General features: G+C 56.7%; 9 protein-coding genes. 7 read left to right on the forward strand and 2 right to left on the reverse strand.

Annotation, left to right across the window (positions count from 1 at the left end; translation table 11 throughout):
* Positions 1 to 328 precede the first annotated feature (328 nt).
* Both ACE191_RS21120 and ACE191_RS21125 read right to left on the reverse strand, forming a co-directional pair.
* Positions 329 to 1,579, reverse strand: a complete 1,251-nt coding sequence (locus tag ACE191_RS21120) for an McrC family protein (protein ID WP_400194243.1) — start codon at positions 1,577 to 1,579, stop codon at positions 329 to 331.
* Positions 1,576 to 3,861, reverse strand: coding sequence for an McrB family protein (locus tag ACE191_RS21125; protein ID WP_400194244.1), 2,286 nt, complete (start codon positions 3,859 to 3,861; stop codon positions 1,576 to 1,578). Before ACE191_RS21125 ends, ACE191_RS21120 begins: the two co-directional genes overlap by 4 nt.
* A gap of 445 nt (positions 3,862 to 4,306) precedes the next feature.
* Here ACE191_RS21125 and ACE191_RS21130 point away from each other — a divergent pair, with 445 nt between their 5' ends.
* The 7 genes from ACE191_RS21130 (at position 4,307) to ACE191_RS21160 (ending at position 16,201) form a co-directional block, all read left to right on the forward strand.
* Positions 4,307 to 7,396 carry a site-specific DNA-methyltransferase gene (locus tag ACE191_RS21130; protein WP_400194245.1) on the forward strand — a complete coding sequence of 1,030 codons (3,090 nt, stop codon included), beginning with the start codon at positions 4,307 to 4,309 and terminating at the stop codon, positions 7,394 to 7,396.
* On the forward strand, positions 7,393 to 8,496 hold the full coding sequence (locus ACE191_RS21135) for an AAA family ATPase (protein WP_400194246.1): 1,104 nt from the start codon (positions 7,393 to 7,395) through the stop codon (positions 8,494 to 8,496). The genes ACE191_RS21130 and ACE191_RS21135 overlap by 4 nt, the downstream gene beginning before the upstream one ends.
* 139 nt (positions 8,497 to 8,635) lie before the next feature.
* Entirely contained in the window at positions 8,636 to 9,304 is a 669-nt protein-coding gene (locus ACE191_RS21140; RefSeq protein WP_400194247.1) for a DUF4276 family protein, read from the forward strand.
* A gap of 17 nt (positions 9,305 to 9,321) precedes the next feature.
* Positions 9,322 to 12,594: a DEAD/DEAH box helicase family protein gene (locus ACE191_RS21145; protein ID WP_400194248.1), complete on the forward strand. Its 3,273-nt coding sequence runs from the start codon at positions 9,322 to 9,324 to the stop codon at positions 12,592 to 12,594.
* 1,055 nt (positions 12,595 to 13,649) lie between these two features.
* Positions 13,650 to 14,261 carry a toll-Interleukin receptor gene (locus tag ACE191_RS21150; RefSeq protein WP_400194249.1) on the forward strand — a complete coding sequence of 204 codons (612 nt, stop codon included), beginning with the start codon at positions 13,650 to 13,652 and terminating at the stop codon, positions 14,259 to 14,261.
* A 4-nt stretch (positions 14,262 to 14,265) separates the two neighbouring features.
* Positions 14,266 to 15,708 carry an SIR2 family protein gene (locus ACE191_RS21155; protein ID WP_400194250.1) on the forward strand — a complete coding sequence of 481 codons (1,443 nt, stop codon included), beginning with the start codon at positions 14,266 to 14,268 and terminating at the stop codon, positions 15,706 to 15,708.
* Between the two features lie 4 nt (positions 15,709 to 15,712).
* Complete coding sequence (locus ACE191_RS21160; protein ID WP_400194251.1) at positions 15,713 to 16,201, forward strand: TIR domain-containing protein; 489 nt, start codon at positions 15,713 to 15,715, stop codon at positions 16,199 to 16,201.
* Positions 16,202 to 16,213: the final 12 nt, after the last annotated feature.

Consider the following 16,213-nt stretch of genomic DNA (forward strand, 5'->3'; position numbering starts at 1 on the left):
CTGGTGCTGAGCTGCCGGCACAGGGTCAGCAAACTGAGGCTTTAGGTGCTGCCCACCTCGCACAGCAAAGGTGCGGGCGGTTTAGAGTCGCCTTAGCTAACTTATCCTTGAATTATACAACTAGTACAAACCGCCAATTTTAGTGATTGATTCAGATGAATACAAAAGTAATAATCACAGTTTCTTGTCGTTAAATCACAGATTGTGATATGTTTTTAGCAGCCCTATAGAAGGATTGATGTTGTTCTTAACCTATTAGTATTAAAATTCTCAAAACTGAAAACCACCACATACACCTTGTCTTATAATTGCACATGGTAGATAATCATCAGTTAAGCTTGGTTAAAGCTTGCAGTAAGTCGTGGCCGAGCCTGGTGTTTAGCTGTCCTTTAGAATTGAGAAGCTCTGCAAAATAGCTATGTCCGAAAATAGCTGTATGGGGCATGAATCCGCTGGCGACGAACGTATGACTTCGCGGAGCAGGACCGTGGCTGGAATGCGGATACAGTAGTAAACCGTGCTGTGCTTGCCAGATGTGGCAATAGGCGTACAGTTGCCGAATATCGTCGGGTTCAGGGCTGGCTCCTGGCACCTTCCATTTAGTGTCGAGAACAAAAACCCGGTTGCCGGACGGGGATGGTAGGGTTACTACTAGGTCGGGTTTGAGAGAAGAACGCCCCCATAAAGACTTAACGGCTTGGGCCTGCACGTGTACTCCTTGGGCGACGCCGGCGCGCTGTAATACCCGGGCTACGTAACGCTCAAAAAGGGTATTCATATCCAGTAGCAGGGACAATCCTTCGGTGGGGCCGGCGGCTAAATCGGGGCTGTATTCGCGCAGGAGCATAAGCGCCAGTTCGGCGGCGCGACGGTAACGCTCCGTTTGGCGGGTGAGCGGTGGCAACATGGCAGGTACTGGCACCCGAGGTAGCTCAGGCCAGTGTAGTAACGCCGTGCGGGTTTGGGCGGCCAGGGCTGGGGACTGCACTTGGCGGGCCGCTACCTCCAGCGCCATCCGTAGCAGGCAGTTGAGCGGGTGCACCGCATCGTAATTCTGCTGACGGGTGAAAAACCGGTCGCGCCGGATGAGGTTGTGCTGAATTTGCTGGCTGAAAAGTAGCTGGCCGCGCAGCGCTGGCCGGTTCGCCTCGGTGGGATGGTAGTGCCGGGCCAGCCCCTGACGCAACAAGGCATTGACCTCCTGTAGCAGCGCAGCCACAAACAGGTCGAGCATGGCCCGGGGTGTCTGGGCCAACTGCGCTACGTCGGGGATGGAGAGGGGCAAATCGTGTACTACGCGCAGCAGCTGCAGCAGCACCTTGCGCCAGAATAAGGGGGCTCCGGCGGAGGTTGTACGGTCGGTTTTGGGGAGGATTTCTAGGGTAAGGCCCGGCACTTGCAGCAACCCTACAAACTGGCTGAGCTTGATACCCCGGTGTACGCGCGTGAACCAAGCCGCCTGTTGGCGCTGCTGCAGCTCGTCCAGAGCTTCGAGGTGGGAGACCAGTAAGCCGGGCGTGCGCCCTATCGACAGGGTTTGGTGCTCGAATGCCGTTATGCAGACGGAGGTAGCACTCATGCCGTTACCGACTCGTAGATGCGGCGGAACTCCTCCAGCGTCCAGTCTACATCCCGGATGGCGTACAGGGGGCGGCCTTCGGGCTCAGGCTCTTCTGCGAACTGCAGCAGCGGGGAGCTGATGGCCGGGTTGACTTTTACAAAAGCTTCGCCTAGCACTTGACCGATGCGGCCCCAATTGCCGAAGAAATACTCCTGGAGCTGCGGAATGATTTTGTTGCGGAACACCGTGCGCAGGCTATCGAGGCTGTGGGCTCCCATCAACCAGGCGTGACCCAGGCGGTAGTCGCGGCCCAACAGGAATTCCAGACGCAGGTTGATGGCCTCAAGCAATAGTTCCAGGTTGAGCCCATTGACGGTAATGCCGGCAAATACCTGGACGGGGTCCTCCCCTGCCCGAATTCGCTTCCAAAGAGGTTCTTGGGCCTGCTTGCCTTGCAACGGAAAGCCTAGCATCTGATACAGCTGGGTTTCGGCGGTACGGTAGGGCTCGTCTTTCCAATCCACGACTTGGTACTTCCACCACAGTCGCGCCACCATAGCAGCCGGGGACAGCAAGGCCGGACGGGGAGCTACTTCGGTGAAGGCAAAGCGGCGGCGCAGGGCCGTATCCAGAGCCTCTACGCTGCGGTCAGCCGTGTTCATGGTGCCCAGCAAGTAGAGGTTGGGTGGCACCGTGAACGGCTGTTTGGAGTAGGGCAGCGTAAGGGTAAGAGCGTGGGCTTCGCCGGCTCGTTTATCGTCTTCGAGCAAGGTTATCAGCTCGCCGAAGATGCCCGCCACGTTACCCCGGTTGATTTCATCGAGGATGAGGACGTAGCGCGGTGGTAGGGTGGCCGCTTCGTTTGCCACCTCGGGCAATGGCTCGTCGTCCACGACTTCGGGGCCGCTGAGGTCGAGTAGGTGTGTAGGTAGGTAGTGCTCCTCGAATGCTTTCAGGTCGCGGAAGATGGCCCATTGCAGGGAAGCGTTGGGGCCACCTATTTGGCGCATCCGCTGGTTGAGGGGCACAATCTCATCGGGGTGGGCGTAGCGCACGAACACGTCGTGGGTCCAGCGCCGGCCCACGTTGTAATTGGTGGGGGCGCCTCCGTGCCGGATGCTGATGGCTCCTTCGGGGGTGATGCCAGTTATTTCGGCGTCCCGGTTTTCCCGCGTTGGAATGATGAGGGAGCCTCCCGCTTCCTGCAGTCGGTGTTTGAGGTGAATGAGGTACTCCTCGTAGAGCGTATCAAAATCAAGCTGGGGCTCGTCGGTGGGGTTGGAAAACTGTAGCCAGGCAGTGGAGGCCTCCTCGGCCAGGCGGCGGAAGATACCGGGCTCAATCTGGTAGCGAAGCTCGGCCGTGCTCAACTCCGGCTTGATGCCTTCGACAAAATCCTCGTAGCTGAACGCCTGGTGGAAGGTGGCGAACTGGATGCGGCCGGCGGCCCGGTACTGCTCGTAGCGCTGGCGCAGCTCGTCGGGGCGGGTGCGGTAGGCGGCTTCGAGCTGCTGAGGCGACACGCCTTCGAGAATGGCCACGGCCCAGGCCGTGGTGGCGTAGGTTTTGCCGGTGCCGGGCGGGCCGTAGAGAATCTGATTGAGCGGGTGCGGGTACACGGCGGCGGGAACGGGCTTGGGGCGGACGGCCAGCGACTCGTCGCGCAGCTTTTCCGCAATCAGGAAGGTATGGGCCAATGCTTCCAAGAGCTTGGTCTTGGCTTGGGTGCGCTGCGCGAGGGTGGCCGTGGGAGCCAACTCAGCTACAGGCAGGCGGGTGAGGATTTTCCACTTGCCCAGGCCGGGCCGGGGGTGTGGCTTCAGGTCAGAGGGAAAATACTCGCGCAGCACCTCGCCAATCCGGGCTTCCAGGTTGGCCCTATCCTGCTGGGTGCGGGTGTCGCGCTTGGTGAGGCCAAACCAGCGGTTTTTGCCGCCTTTACCGTTGCCGAATCGAAAGCCTAGATGCACGTATTGATCATCCTGCAGTAAGTGGTGAAGGACAAAACCTACTACATCGTTGTGCAGGCCGGGCAGATCGATGACCAGGACGGAACTGGGGATGTGGCGGCCCTCATCGGTGTCCCAGGTTTTGAGCACGAAGGCCAGCGGCACTTCCTCTTTGCCGCGCTGGAAAGTGAAGCCGCGCAAGGGGTCCTTGGGCAGGGGGACGTTGGGCGCCGCCGTGTTGCGGATGGCGTAGTCGGCGTAGGTGAGCTGGATGGGGTGCACGGGTACCGTGTGGTCGCGCAGCAGCGCCAGCAGGTGTTGAAGCACGGGGGCTTCAATAACACGAAGCATAGAGCAAGAATGATGGGAAGCAGAATACCGGGTGGGCAAGTTACCGCGGTGCGGCGCTTCGCGCAACTGGCGTGGGGGTGCGTGGTGCCGCCTGCCGTTGGGCCTCACCCCCCGGCCCCCTCTCCCGAGGAGAGGAGGAGCCAGACGAAGCGGTAGAGATGCTTGGCTACGCCGCCGACCTTTGGTTCGGCTTCGCTCAGCATGACGGACGGTCTGTTGGTTTGTTCTTATACTCAAGACGCTTCCTATTTCAGACTGACCGGCTTATGTTAGTCGCTCTAGCGAGAGGCCGGGGTGGGGTTTGGGGCCGGCGTGGGTTCTTTGTAGCTTGCGTACTGAATGCGCGGCCGGCTGCGGGCGGCCGGGCTCCCTTTGTTTCTCCTTCCGAACCTGGCCCGCGGTGGTATGCGCGGGCTTTTGCGTTCTATAGTCAGCTGCTTTCGATATGGCCACTCTTGTTTCGGCTTCTGCTACTACTTCCGATTCGTACAAAAAGCTGCGGCAGTCGCTGCAGGATATGTTTATGCTGGATAAGGCCGAGCTGGATTTCGGCATTTACCGGGTAATGAACCAGCGCCGGGCCGACATTCAGCAGTTCCTGGACCACGACCTGCTGCCGCAGGTGCGGCAGGCCCTGACCGAGCACCTGGGCACCGACACGCAGGCCCTGCAACAGGAGCTGGACCGCACGATTGAACAGGTGTTGCAGCTGGGTTTTGAGCCGGATGCTACGCCCAAGGTGCAGGAGCTGCGGGCCCGGCTGGGGCAGGCCAGCGACGTGGTGGCCCTGGAAAACGAAGTATTCTCCCTGCTGACGACCTTCTTCCGGCGCTACTACAATCAGGGCGACTTTGTATCGCAGCGGCGCTACAAGCGTGATGTGTACGCCATTCCGTACGAGGGTGAGGAAGTGAAGCTGCACTGGGCCAACCACGACCAGTACTACATCAAGACGGCCGAGCACTTGAAGCACTACCAGTTCCGATTGGGCACGCGCACGGTAGTGTTTGAGCTGGTGGAGGCTCAGCTGGAACAAGGCAATAACAAAACCCAGGGCGAGCGGGTGCGCCGCTTTGTGCTGCACGAAGCCGAGCCCGTGCTGACGGAGGGCAACACCCTGCGCCTGCGCTTCCGCTACGAGCTGGTAGAAAAGGGGGTTAGCCAGGAGGCCCTGCTACAAGCCGCCGTGGACGGGCTGAAGCCGCTGATTCCGGCGGATTTCGCGGCCCTGCTGGCCCCGGCCGGCGCGGATGTCAAAGCCCCTACCCTGCTGGAAAAATACCTGCGCGACTACACCGCCCGCAATACCTTCGACTACTTTATCCACAAAGACCTGCGCGGCTTTTTGCTGCGGGAGCTGGACTTCTTCCTGAAAAGCGAGGTGCTGCTGCTGGATGACCTGCTGGCCGGCCAGCAGCCCACGGGCCAGGAGCTGCAGCAGCGCATGGGCCGGGCGCGGGCCGTGCGCCGCATTGGGGAGCAGATTATTGGCTTTCTGGCGCAGCTGGAAGAGTTTCAGAAAAGGCTTTGGCTGAAAAAGAAGATGGTAGTGGAGACGCACTACTGCTTTACGCTGGACCGGGTGCCCGAAGCCCTGTACTCTACCATAGCCAGCAATAAGCGGCAGCTGGCCGAATGGAAACGTCTGTTTGCGGTGGACGATATTAAAGCGGACTCCGTGACGGTGGGATTCCAGGAAGAAGCGTTGCCGCTGGAATTTCTAAAGCAAAACCCCTACCTGCTGGTCGATACGGCCTTCTTTGATGAAGACTTTAAGCTGGACTTGCTAGGTTCTATTGAGAACCTGGATGAGGAGTTGGATGGCTTGCTGATTAGCTCGGAGAATTTTCAAGCGCTGAACCTACTGCAAGCTCGGTACAAAGAGCATATTGACTGCATCTACATTGATCCGCCCTATAATACTGATGCAGGGCCGATCATGTACAAGAACGGATATAAGTCGTCTAGCTGGACTGCACTAATGGACAACCGGCTACAGATGGCACGCCCACTTCTTACCGAAAAGGGAGTATTAGCTGCCGCCATTGATGACGCGCAACAACGCGAACTAAGCTTTTTACTGTCGATGAATTTTGATGGCAATCAGCTTGGCACTTTTTGCGTCAGGTCAAACCCGTCTGGGCGGCCTACAGAAGCTGGTTACGCAGTATCACATGAGTATGTAATTTTTGCAGGTAATACTCCCCGTTCTAGCATTAGCCGAATGCCACCTACACCAGCTCAAATGGCTCGGTTTAAGATTCGTGACGACAAAGGTTTATTTGAGTGGAGGAATCTTCGACGTGACGGTTCTGACTCTGACCGTGACTCAAGGCGTACAATGTATTACCCCATTTACATTAGTGAAGCAACGATTAGAGTCCCGAAAATGGATTGGGATGACAAATCAGAAAGCTGGATTGTTAAGGAAAATCCGAAAGATTATGAGCAAGTAATTTATCCAATTAACGATGATGGAATTGAAAAAAGATGGCGTTGGGAATGGGAAACCGTCATGTCTTCGCTTGATAAGTTAGTTGTACGAAAAGATGGGACAGGCAAAGATTATATCTACTCTAAACGTCGACCCAATGAAGCTGGAGTAGTATCAGTATCATCTTGGTTTGATGCGAAATATTCTTCCGTTGAGCATGGCACGAAGATGCTCAAACACATATTTGGATATTCTCCATTCACTTATCCTAAATCATTATATGCAGTAATGGACGCCATTTATATAGGAGGTGGAGCAAAGTCCAATACTACGATACTTGATTTTTTCGCTGGCTCTGGAACTACAGCAAATGGCGTAATCAATTTAAATCGAATAGATGAAGGTCGGCGTAAGTACATCCTGGTAGAAATGGGCGAGTATTTCGACACCGTTACCAAACCGCGCGTGCTCAAAGCGGCGTACAGCGCGGAATGGAAAAACGGCAAGCCCGTGAACCGCAAGGGCATTTCGCACGCTTTCAAGTACATCCGGCTGGAAGGCTACGAAGACACGCTCAACAACCTGGAGCTGAAACGGACCAACGCCCAGCAATTGGCGCTGGAAACGCACAAGCCTCTGCGCCACGAATACCTGCTTTCCTACCTGCTGGACACCGAAAGCCGCAGCAGCCTGCTGAACCTGGATTGGTTTGAGAATCCGTTTGGCTGCCAGCTGAACATCACGCGGCAGTACGAGCAGCAGCTGGTGACAGTGGATCTGGTGGAAACTTTTAACTATCTGCTGGGCCTGGTGGTGGAGCACACCTACCGGCAAGACGGCTTCCGGGTGGTGAAAGGCCGCACCCAGGCCGACGGGCAGCGGGTGCTGGTGGTGTGGCGTGACGTGCGCCAGCACGACCACGTGGCCCTGCGTGAGTTCCTCAAAACCTGCCGCTACAGCCCCCTGGCGCACCAGTTCGACCGCATCTACGTGAACGGCGACCATACCGTGCCCAATCTGCTGGCTGACGAAGACGGACAGTGGCGCGTTACGTTGATTGAGGAAGAGTTTGCCCACCGCATGTTTGCCACCTCGGTATGAGCCATCAACTAGATCGTATTACAGTGCGCGGCTTTCGGTCATTGGCCGACGTGGAGCTGCGCATCCGCCCCTTGAACGTTCTAATCGGGCAGAACGGGGCTGGCAAGTCCAACTTCGTGGAGCTGTTCACCTTCGTGCGGGAGGTAATAGAGGAACGGTTGCAACGCTATACCGAGCTACGAGGTGGGGCGGAACGGCTGTTATTTTATGGCAGCAAAACCACGTCAGAAATTCAGGTGGAGTTGCGCTTTCCGCCGAATGGCTACGACTTCACGCTTGAGCCAACCGACGACGACCGGCTAATTTTTGTAGAAGAGCACGGTGCTTTCAAAACAGGCGACCATAATCCATATCCGTATCGGGAACAGCTGGCACGTTCAGGGGACCGGGAATCGGGACTAGGAAAGTACGTGCGCAAATATACCTACGGCGTGGGGCACCACGTGCGGAACGTGTTGCAAGACTGGCGGGTGTATCACTTCCATGACACCAGCCGGGACGCGGCGGTAAAGAAGCTGCAGGACATAGAAGACGCGCACTTTCTGAAACCAGACGCAGCTAATCTCGCTCCTTTCCTGCGGTGGCTAAACCTCAAGCACCCCAAGCACTATAAGCTGCTGCTGCATTCCATTCGCGGAGTGCTGCCGTTTTTCAAGGACTTCGTCTTTCGTCCTTCGCCTTTCAACGACAAGCAGATTCGGCTGGAATGGCAGGATAAGCATTCGGATATTGTTTTTAGCGGGCAAGACTTATCGGATGGCTCGCTGCGCTTTATCTGCCTGGCTACGCTGCTGCTACAGCCGGAGTTGCCCAGCGTGGTGCTGCTGGATGAGCCGGAGCTGGGCCTACACCCTACGGCTATTGAGGCGCTGGCGCGGCTGCTGAAGCAAGCAGCGGCCCGCACGACTGTTATCGTGTCGACGCAGTCGGTGAACCTAGTGAGCAGCTTCGCGCCGGAGGATGTTGTGGTGGTAGACCGGGACGCCCAAGGCGCTTCGGTGCTGCACCGCCTGGAACCGCAGCTGCTGAATAAATGGCTGGAAGAATACTCGCTGGGGGAGCTATGGGAAAAGAATATCCTGGGCGGTAAGCCACAATAAAGAAGTCCTCAACGATACGTCAACCCGTCATGCTCCATCCAGCGTCCGCGCCGCCGAAGCGGTAGAGATGCTTGGCTACGCCGACCTTCGGTTCGACTTCGCTCAGCATGACAGTCAGTTGACTTCCTAGGTAGCATCAATGGTTCGCATTAACATTACGGCCGAAGGCCAAACGGAAGAGGCTTTCATCAATCAACTGCTAGCTCCACACTTGGCTGCCCACGGCAAGCTGGTGCACACGCGCCGGCTACGCACCAGCCAAGCTCACAGAGGCGGATACTCCAGCTACGGGAAAGCCCGGTATGACATTGTCCAATGGCTACGCTCGGAGCCTGACGCTTGGCATACAACTATGGTAGATCTGTATGGCTTGCACAACGACTTTCCGGGGTACGCGGCTACGCGCAGACAAACTACGCCGGCGGGTAAGGCACAGCTCATTCAGCAGGCTTGGTTGGACGAACTCAGCCGGACCGAAGAACACGCCTGGCGCTTTCGGCCATACGTGCAGCTGCACGAATTTGAGGCACTGCTGTTCACCGATCCGGCCGTGATGGAAGAATGGCTGGGTTTGAACCGGGGGCTGGAGCCGGGTTGCTTTCACGACATAGTGCAGCGCTACCCGGACCCGGAATGGATTAACGACAGCCCCCTCACAGCTCCATCGAAGCGGATTATAGACCTGTGTGGCGGCTACAACAAAGTAGATGAAGGACTGCTGGTACTGGAAGAAATTGGGTTAGCCCGGTTGCGGGTAGCCTGCCCCCTGTTCGGAGCCTGGCTGACCATGCTGGAAAACCTCACGTAACGACTACACTTGAACTGATGGCAAAAGCAAAAACCGCGACGAAAGCCGCTGCCCGCCCGAAGCAGGCAACGGAGCTATCGGCTGCGCTGGTGCTGAACCACTATATTCTGCGCCTGTTTGGGGTGGAGGACTTGAAAGCCCTGTCGGAAAATCTGAAAGACAGCGCGCTGGAGGGCTACGAAGTGGATGGCCGTTCGCACTACTTTCATACACTGGTAAACCGGCTCTACGGCAGTGTAGACCTGTCGGAAGACCGACTGCGGCTGTACGACGACAACATATCCCGCCACACGAAGGAGATTGGGCGTCTGCGCCCGGTGACCTGGAAGTATTTCCAGTATTTGGCACTGCTGTTCACGGAAATCTACCTGGACGAGTATTTCCGCAACCCGGAGGAGCTGCTGCGCAAGCTGAACGAGCACCGCCAGAATACGGCGCCTACGGCTACGCGGGACTTTCGGCAAGTAGAGCCCTTCACGCTGGAAGGCCTCAATAAGCTGGCGTTCTGGAATGCCACCGGCTCGGGTAAGACGCTGCTGATGCACGTAAACATTCTGCAGTACAAGCACTACCTGAAGCGAGAACGGAAAGAGAAGGAGCTAAACCGCATCATCGTGCTGACGCCCAATGAAGGCTTGTCGAGACAGCACCTGCGGGAGTTCAAGGAATCGGGGATACAGGCGGTGCTGTTTGATAAGAACGCCGGTTCGCTGTTCGAGGGCAATAGCATTGAAATTATTGACCTGCACAAGCTGCTGGATGGCGAAACGGCCAATGAGGGCAAACCTGGCAAGGCAGCGGGCAAGAAAACCGACCAGAAGAAGGTAAAAACCATCGACGTGGAAGCGTTTGAGGGCAACAACCTGATTCTAGTGGATGAAGCCCACCGCGGCGGCGAGGACAGCAAGAAGGTGCGGCCCGTGCGTAACAAGCTGGCTAAGGGCGGCTTTGCATTTGAGTACTCGGCCACCTTCGGGCAGGCCGTGGCCGCTCAGAAGGACAAGAAAACGTCGGTGCTGCTGCAGGAATACGCCAAGGCAACGCTGTTCGACTACTCGTACAAATACTTCTACAAAGATGGCTACGGGAAGGACTACCAGATTCTGAACCTGGATGCCACCTGGAAGGCTACGGCTATTGAGCAATACCTGGCGGCGCTGCTGCTCAGCTTTTATGAGCAAACGCTGGTGTACCAGGAGCACGAGAAAGAGCTACTCCCCTACCTGATAGCTCGGCCCCTGGCCGTGTTTGTGGGCGGCAAAGTGGCGGCTGATGGGGAAAAGGCTGCTTCGGACGTGGTACCGCTGCTGCAGTTTCTGCACCGGTTTGTAAACCAGCCGGCCGCGGCCACTAACCTGCTGCACCGGCTGCTGGAACACGAAGACGGATTGCTGGATGGGCAAACCCCCCCGCGCCCAATTTTCCGAACGGCTTTCCGGTTGGTGCGGCAACGGTTTGAAGCACATGGCGCCGGCCGGGCTGGGGTAGTATACCAGGATATGCTGCGGCGGGTATTCAATACCGAATCGGCGGGCGCTTCGCTGCACTTGGACAATCTGAAAGGTCAGGATGGCGAGGTAGGCCTGCGGGTTGGCACATCGGACTACTTCGGGGTTATCAACGTCGGCAATGAGGACAAACTGCTTAAGCTCTGCCAGAAGGAGGGCTTGCTGACGGATGACAAAGCGTTTTCCAGCTCCCTGTTTCAGGGCCTGAACCACACGGAGAGCAAGGTGACCATGCTTATCGGGTCCCGAAAATTCTCCGAAGGCTGGAGCAGCTGGCGGGTGAGTACCATGGGCCTGATGAATATTGGGCGGGGTGAAGGGTCCGAAATCATCCAACTCTTTGGGCGCGGCGTGCGCCTGAAGGGCTTGCGGATGTCGCTGAAGCGTAGCGCGGCGCTGGACCCTAGCATCCGGCCGGCAACGGTACCTAAAGCGTTGCCGCTGCTGGAGACCTTGAACATCTTCGGTCTGCGGGCCGACTATATGAATGAGTTCCGCGAGGCCATGAAGAAGGAGGGTTTGCCGACCGACCAGACCCAACAGGTAGTGGTTCCGGTGCACGCCTTGCTGCCCGATCTGGCCGCGAAGGGGCTGAAGTATGTACGGGTGCAGTCAGCCAACGACTTCAAGCGCAGCGAATATGTGACGCTGCGACGGGAGCCGTTGCCCAGTTTGGTACGGCTTGATCGGCGGACCCGGCTGCAGATACAGCGCAGTGCCGCTTTACAAGCTGAAGCCGCCGCCAACGCGGGTCCGGCTTACCAGCCCCCTGCCCCCACCCTAACGGCTACTCACCTGGCTTTTCTGGATTGGAACCAAGTATTTTTTGAGCTGGAGAACTTCAAGAATGAACGACGGTGGACCAATCTGCTCATCAAGCGGGATGTGTTGCCGGAGCTGCTGGCTGACACCACCTGGTACGAGCTGAAGATTAACGAGGCAGAGCTTGAATTACGCGACTTGGGGAAACGGCTGCCGCTGTGGCAAGAGCTGGCCACTAGCCTGTTGAAAGGGTACTGTGAGAAGCTGTATAACCTGCACAAAGGGCGCTACTATGGCCAGCGCCTGGAAGTAGCGAAGCTGGACAGTAAGCACCCCAACATGCTGACGGAATACCGGGTAACCGTATCGACGCGGGAGCAAGAGCTGCTACAGAACCTGGAGAAGCTCAGTGAGCAGCTGGGTTCGGCTCCGTTGGCGGCAACGCAGAAGTTAGCACCGGGCTTTGAAGCTCTGACTAACCTGCAACACCTGTATAGCCCGCTGCTGTACCTGGGTCGCGGGTGGTCAGCGGACACGGTGCACGTGCAACCAGTAGCTTTGAATGACGGGGAGCTGGAGTTTGTGGAGGATGTTCGGCGGAGCGTAGAGCAGAACGCCGGCTTCTTTGCCGATAAAGAGCTTTACCTGCTGCGAAACCAGAGTCGGCGGGGCATCGGCTTTTTCGAGGCTAATAATTTTTACCCAGACTTCATTTTGTGGCTGGTAGCCAAAGGCCACCAATACGTGCTGTTCGTGGACCCAAAAGGGCTGCGGCAAGTACAAGGCTTCGGGGACCCCAAAGTGGCGCTCTACAAGAAGCTGGAACAGGAAATTCAGCCTCAGCTCGGGGACGATACCCTGACCATTTCTTCTTTCCTAGTGTCGAATACTCCTTATCAAGAGGTGAGCCACTGGGCTGGGCAACAGGGCCCGCATGACTTTGTGCAGCACCATGTGTACCTGCGGGGGTCTAATTCAAACTACCTGATGAGTATGCTACGAACGGTAATGAGTGCATAGAAAACGGGCGGCTGCTTCAATAGCAGCCGCCCGTTTTCTATTATCCCGGTTGAAATCACAACACCAAATCATCAGCGCAACTACTGAAACTGAATAGCTGACTGGTGAACTGGCAGTCGAGCATAGATGCAACATTAGGTAGTGACTCAAGTGAACTGAAGCTCGCATAGCCAACATAGAAGCATATTCATATTGCGGTGCTTCCGCGCTGCGCAAGAATGGCTCGGTGCGCAACATCAAATAACTCTCCCCCTGTCGCGCTTGCGGGCGGAGTAGTCACTCGGCACGAACGCCTACGACGAGGCGCGCAAAGCCGAGATTCTGCGCGCCTAACAGGAATGCACTTCGCTGCGGAGCCTCACGCGCATCGTTGGCGCAACAGCAGCAAACCGTGACGAGTTGGTTAAAAAAGCTTAACAGCTGTCGCTACTACGCCATATACTGGCCCCGCCGTGGCCCGTCGAAGGGCTGGAGTTGGACGAGCACTGCACGTTGGTTGTCAGCAAGCAGCGAAAGATATGGCTCTGATTGGCTCTGTGCCGGCTTACGCGCCAAGTGGTCGCTTACACGCTGGTTAACCGCGGCCGGCGCACCGCATGTTGGCTCTGGCGCAAGACTACTGACACGCCTGGTGCTATACCAATTTGTGGGAAGCCTGCACTGGCTTCATCCCTTGTGCCAGCACCTTTCGGCTACGCGCCTTGACACAACCAACCACACTGAGCGTTTCAATCCCGTCTTGCGCGCCCGCCTCGACCGTTTAGTAGGCAAAATCCTCTCTTTATCCCGCTTCAGAAATCTTCTGGAGGCGTGGACCAAATACTTCTACGATAATGTAATGCCTCTCGTCAGCCTAATTGAGCCACCATTAACTAAATTTTTAACAATGACCCTAAGTGAGTAATCTAAGAAAAAGCTAATTTATTTAGTTGCTGTTAATCGCGCCAATTTTTTTAGCTTATTTTGCAGCTAAAAGCTGAATAGTTACTAGCTTATTCAACCGATAAGCATCTTCTCAGTCACTCTTTGTTTCGCGTCAGTACCTTTTGCACTTTATGGCTCTTTTTACTGAACAACAATTAATTAACCGGGTAAGTCGCCAGCAGATTACTGGCCTAGCCGGCTATGATATGAGCCGAAAGGCTCAAGTTCTTCTTAGCAAAACCCGAAATTTCCAGAATACCCCTCAGGGACGCTTGAAGAGTTATGACATCTTCTTGTCTCACAGTACGAACGACGCGCAGAAGGTAGCTGGCCTTAAGCTGTTGCTAGAAGACATGGGCTACAGCGTGTACGTGGATTGGATTGAGGACCCTCAGCTGGACCGCACCAACGTGACCAAGGACACAGCCGCCGTCCTCAGGGGCCGGATGCATACCTGTCGGTCGTTGTTCTACGCTTTTTCGGAGCACTCCGGCGGCTCCAAATGGATGCCGTGGGAGCTGGGCTACTTTGACGGCATCAAGCAAATGGCCGCCGTACTGCCAATCCGGGCGGGCAGCACGGCTTCGGATTCTTTTCAGGGCACCGAATACCTGGGCCTGTACCATTACATTACCGTCGGCGACGACACGACGGGTCGGCGGGGGCTGTGGGTGCGGGAGAGCGTCACCAAGTACATCGTCTACGAAGAATGGCTTAAAAGTTCCCAACCAATCCAACGCTAACCCCATGACGCGCGAACAGGAACGATTTATCAAGGAATTCGTCGCGCACCTCTTTGAGGGCGACGCGGCCATCTTCGCGGGGGCCGGGTTGTCGGCCGGGGCAGGCTACGTCAACTGGTCAGGGTTGTTGGCCGACATTGCCGATGATTTGGGCTTGCACATCGACCGGGAAACAGACCTGATCTCGCTGGCCCAGTTTCACAGCAACGCGCGGGGCCGCAGCAAGCTGAATCATAAGATCCTGGAGGAGTTTACGGCCGAAGCGGAGGAAACAGAAAACCACCGCATCCTGGCTCGGCTGCCGGTGGCCACTATCTGGACCACAAACTACGACACGCTGCTGGAGGATGCCTTCAAGAAATCCGGCAAGCGACCTGACGTGAAGTACACCGTGCCGCAGTTGGCCAACAGCCTGCCCAAGCGCGACGTGACCATCTACAAGATGCACGGCGACGTGAACCACCCCAACGAGGCCATCATCACCAAGGACGATTACGAGAACTACCACCGCCGCTTCCAGCCCTACGTGACGGCGCTAAGCAGCGACCTCATCACGAAGACGTTTCTCTTCATCGGCTTCAGCTTCACTGATCCCAACCTGGACTATATCTTAAGTCGGGTGCGGATGAATTTTGAAAAAAACTTCAAAAATCACTTCTGCTTCATTCGCCGCATCAAGCTCGGCGATAAAGGCTCTGAGAAGCAGGCAGACTTCGACTACAACACCCGCCGGCAGCAGCTGATGCTCAACGACTTAAATCGCTTCAACATTCAGGCCGTGATGATTGACGACTATGCTGACATCACATCCATCCTAGCCGAGGTGGAGCGACAGTACAAGCGGCGCACCATCCTGCTATCGGGCAGCGCCGAGGAATACGGCTCCTACAGCCGCGAAGAGGCCACGGGCTTCATCCACAAGCTGAGCGGCGAGCTGATTAAGGCCAATTACACGATAGTCAACGGCTTTGGCTGGGGGGTAGGCAGCGCCGTTATCAACGGGGCGTTGGAAGTAATTCACAAGCAGCCTGGGAAATTCAGCGAGAGCCAGCTTATCATGCGGCCCTTTCCGCAGTTCGAGACTGGCCAGCAGAAGCTGCCGGAACTGTGGCACGACTACCGGATGCGGATGACGAGCTACGCCGGCGTAGCCCTATTCATCTTCGGCAACAAGCTGGAAGCGGGCCAGGTGGTGGCGGCTGGTGGGGTGCGCAAGGAGTTCGACATTGCCCGGCAGCAGGGCTTGGTGCTACTTCCGGTTGGCGCGACCGGTTACATGGCGCGCGAATTGTGGGCAGCGATAACAGCTGACTACGACGCATATTTCGGCGCTGCGCCGGCTGAGCTGCGCCCGCTCTGGGAGCAACTCGGCGATGAAAGCCAGCCCCTGATGAGCCACATTACCACTATCAAGCAAATCCTCACCCTGTTAAACAGCGCACGCTAACCGCATGGCCCGCAACATCTACTTCAGCTTTCACTACCAGCGCGACATCTTCCGGGTGCAGGTCGTGCGCAACTCGTGGGTTTGCTACCCCTCCAACCGCCACGCCGGCTACTTCGACCGTGGCCTGTGGGAAAAAGCCAAGACGGAGGGGGATGCGGCCATTCGCCGCCTGATTGACAACGGTATGCAGCAAACCGGAGTCACGGTGGTACTTATTGGGGCCGAAACGGCTTCCCGGCCCTGGGTGCGCTACGAGATTGAGCGCAGCATCGAGTTGAGCAAGGGGCTGCTGGGCATTCGCATCCACGGCATCTCGTCGCTACACAATAGCCCCGACTACCCGGGCAGCAACCCGTTTGATTTGTATGGGCCTTATTCCGGCAACTCCCTGCGCACTTCGTACTCTGTACCCGTGTATGACTGGATTGCCAACCATGGCTACCAGAACTTTGGCTCCTGGGTGGAGCAGGCTGCCCTGCGGGCTGGCCGCTAAACCGGCGCATCC

Origin of the sequence: Hymenobacter sp. B81 (genome assembly GCF_044628455.1) — a bacterium.
GTDB lineage: Bacteria > Bacteroidota > Bacteroidia > Cytophagales > Hymenobacteraceae > Solirubrum.

What these genes read in the sequence shown, in the direction of transcription:
- ACE191_RS21145 (WP_400194248.1), top strand. Translation starts at nt 9,322, where the DNA reads ATGGCAAAAGCAAAAACCGCGACGAAAGCCGCTGCCCGCCCGAAGCAG.
- ACE191_RS21120 (WP_400194243.1), bottom strand. Translation starts at nt 1,579, where the DNA reads ATGAGTGCTACCTCCGTCTGCATAACGGCATTCGAGCACCAAACCCTG.
- ACE191_RS21130 (WP_400194245.1), top strand. Translation starts at nt 4,307, where the DNA reads ATGGCCACTCTTGTTTCGGCTTCTGCTACTACTTCCGATTCGTACAAA.
- ACE191_RS21155 (WP_400194250.1), top strand. Translation starts at nt 14,266, where the DNA reads ATGACGCGCGAACAGGAACGATTTATCAAGGAATTCGTCGCGCACCTC.
- ACE191_RS21160 (WP_400194251.1), top strand. Translation starts at nt 15,713, where the DNA reads ATGGCCCGCAACATCTACTTCAGCTTTCACTACCAGCGCGACATCTTC.
- ACE191_RS21135 (WP_400194246.1), top strand. Translation starts at nt 7,393, where the DNA reads ATGAGCCATCAACTAGATCGTATTACAGTGCGCGGCTTTCGGTCATTG.
- ACE191_RS21140 (WP_400194247.1), top strand. Translation starts at nt 8,636, where the DNA reads ATGGTTCGCATTAACATTACGGCCGAAGGCCAAACGGAAGAGGCTTTC.
- ACE191_RS21150 (WP_400194249.1), top strand. Translation starts at nt 13,650, where the DNA reads ATGGCTCTTTTTACTGAACAACAATTAATTAACCGGGTAAGTCGCCAG.
- ACE191_RS21125 (WP_400194244.1), bottom strand. Translation starts at nt 3,861, where the DNA reads ATGCTTCGTGTTATTGAAGCCCCCGTGCTTCAACACCTGCTGGCGCTG.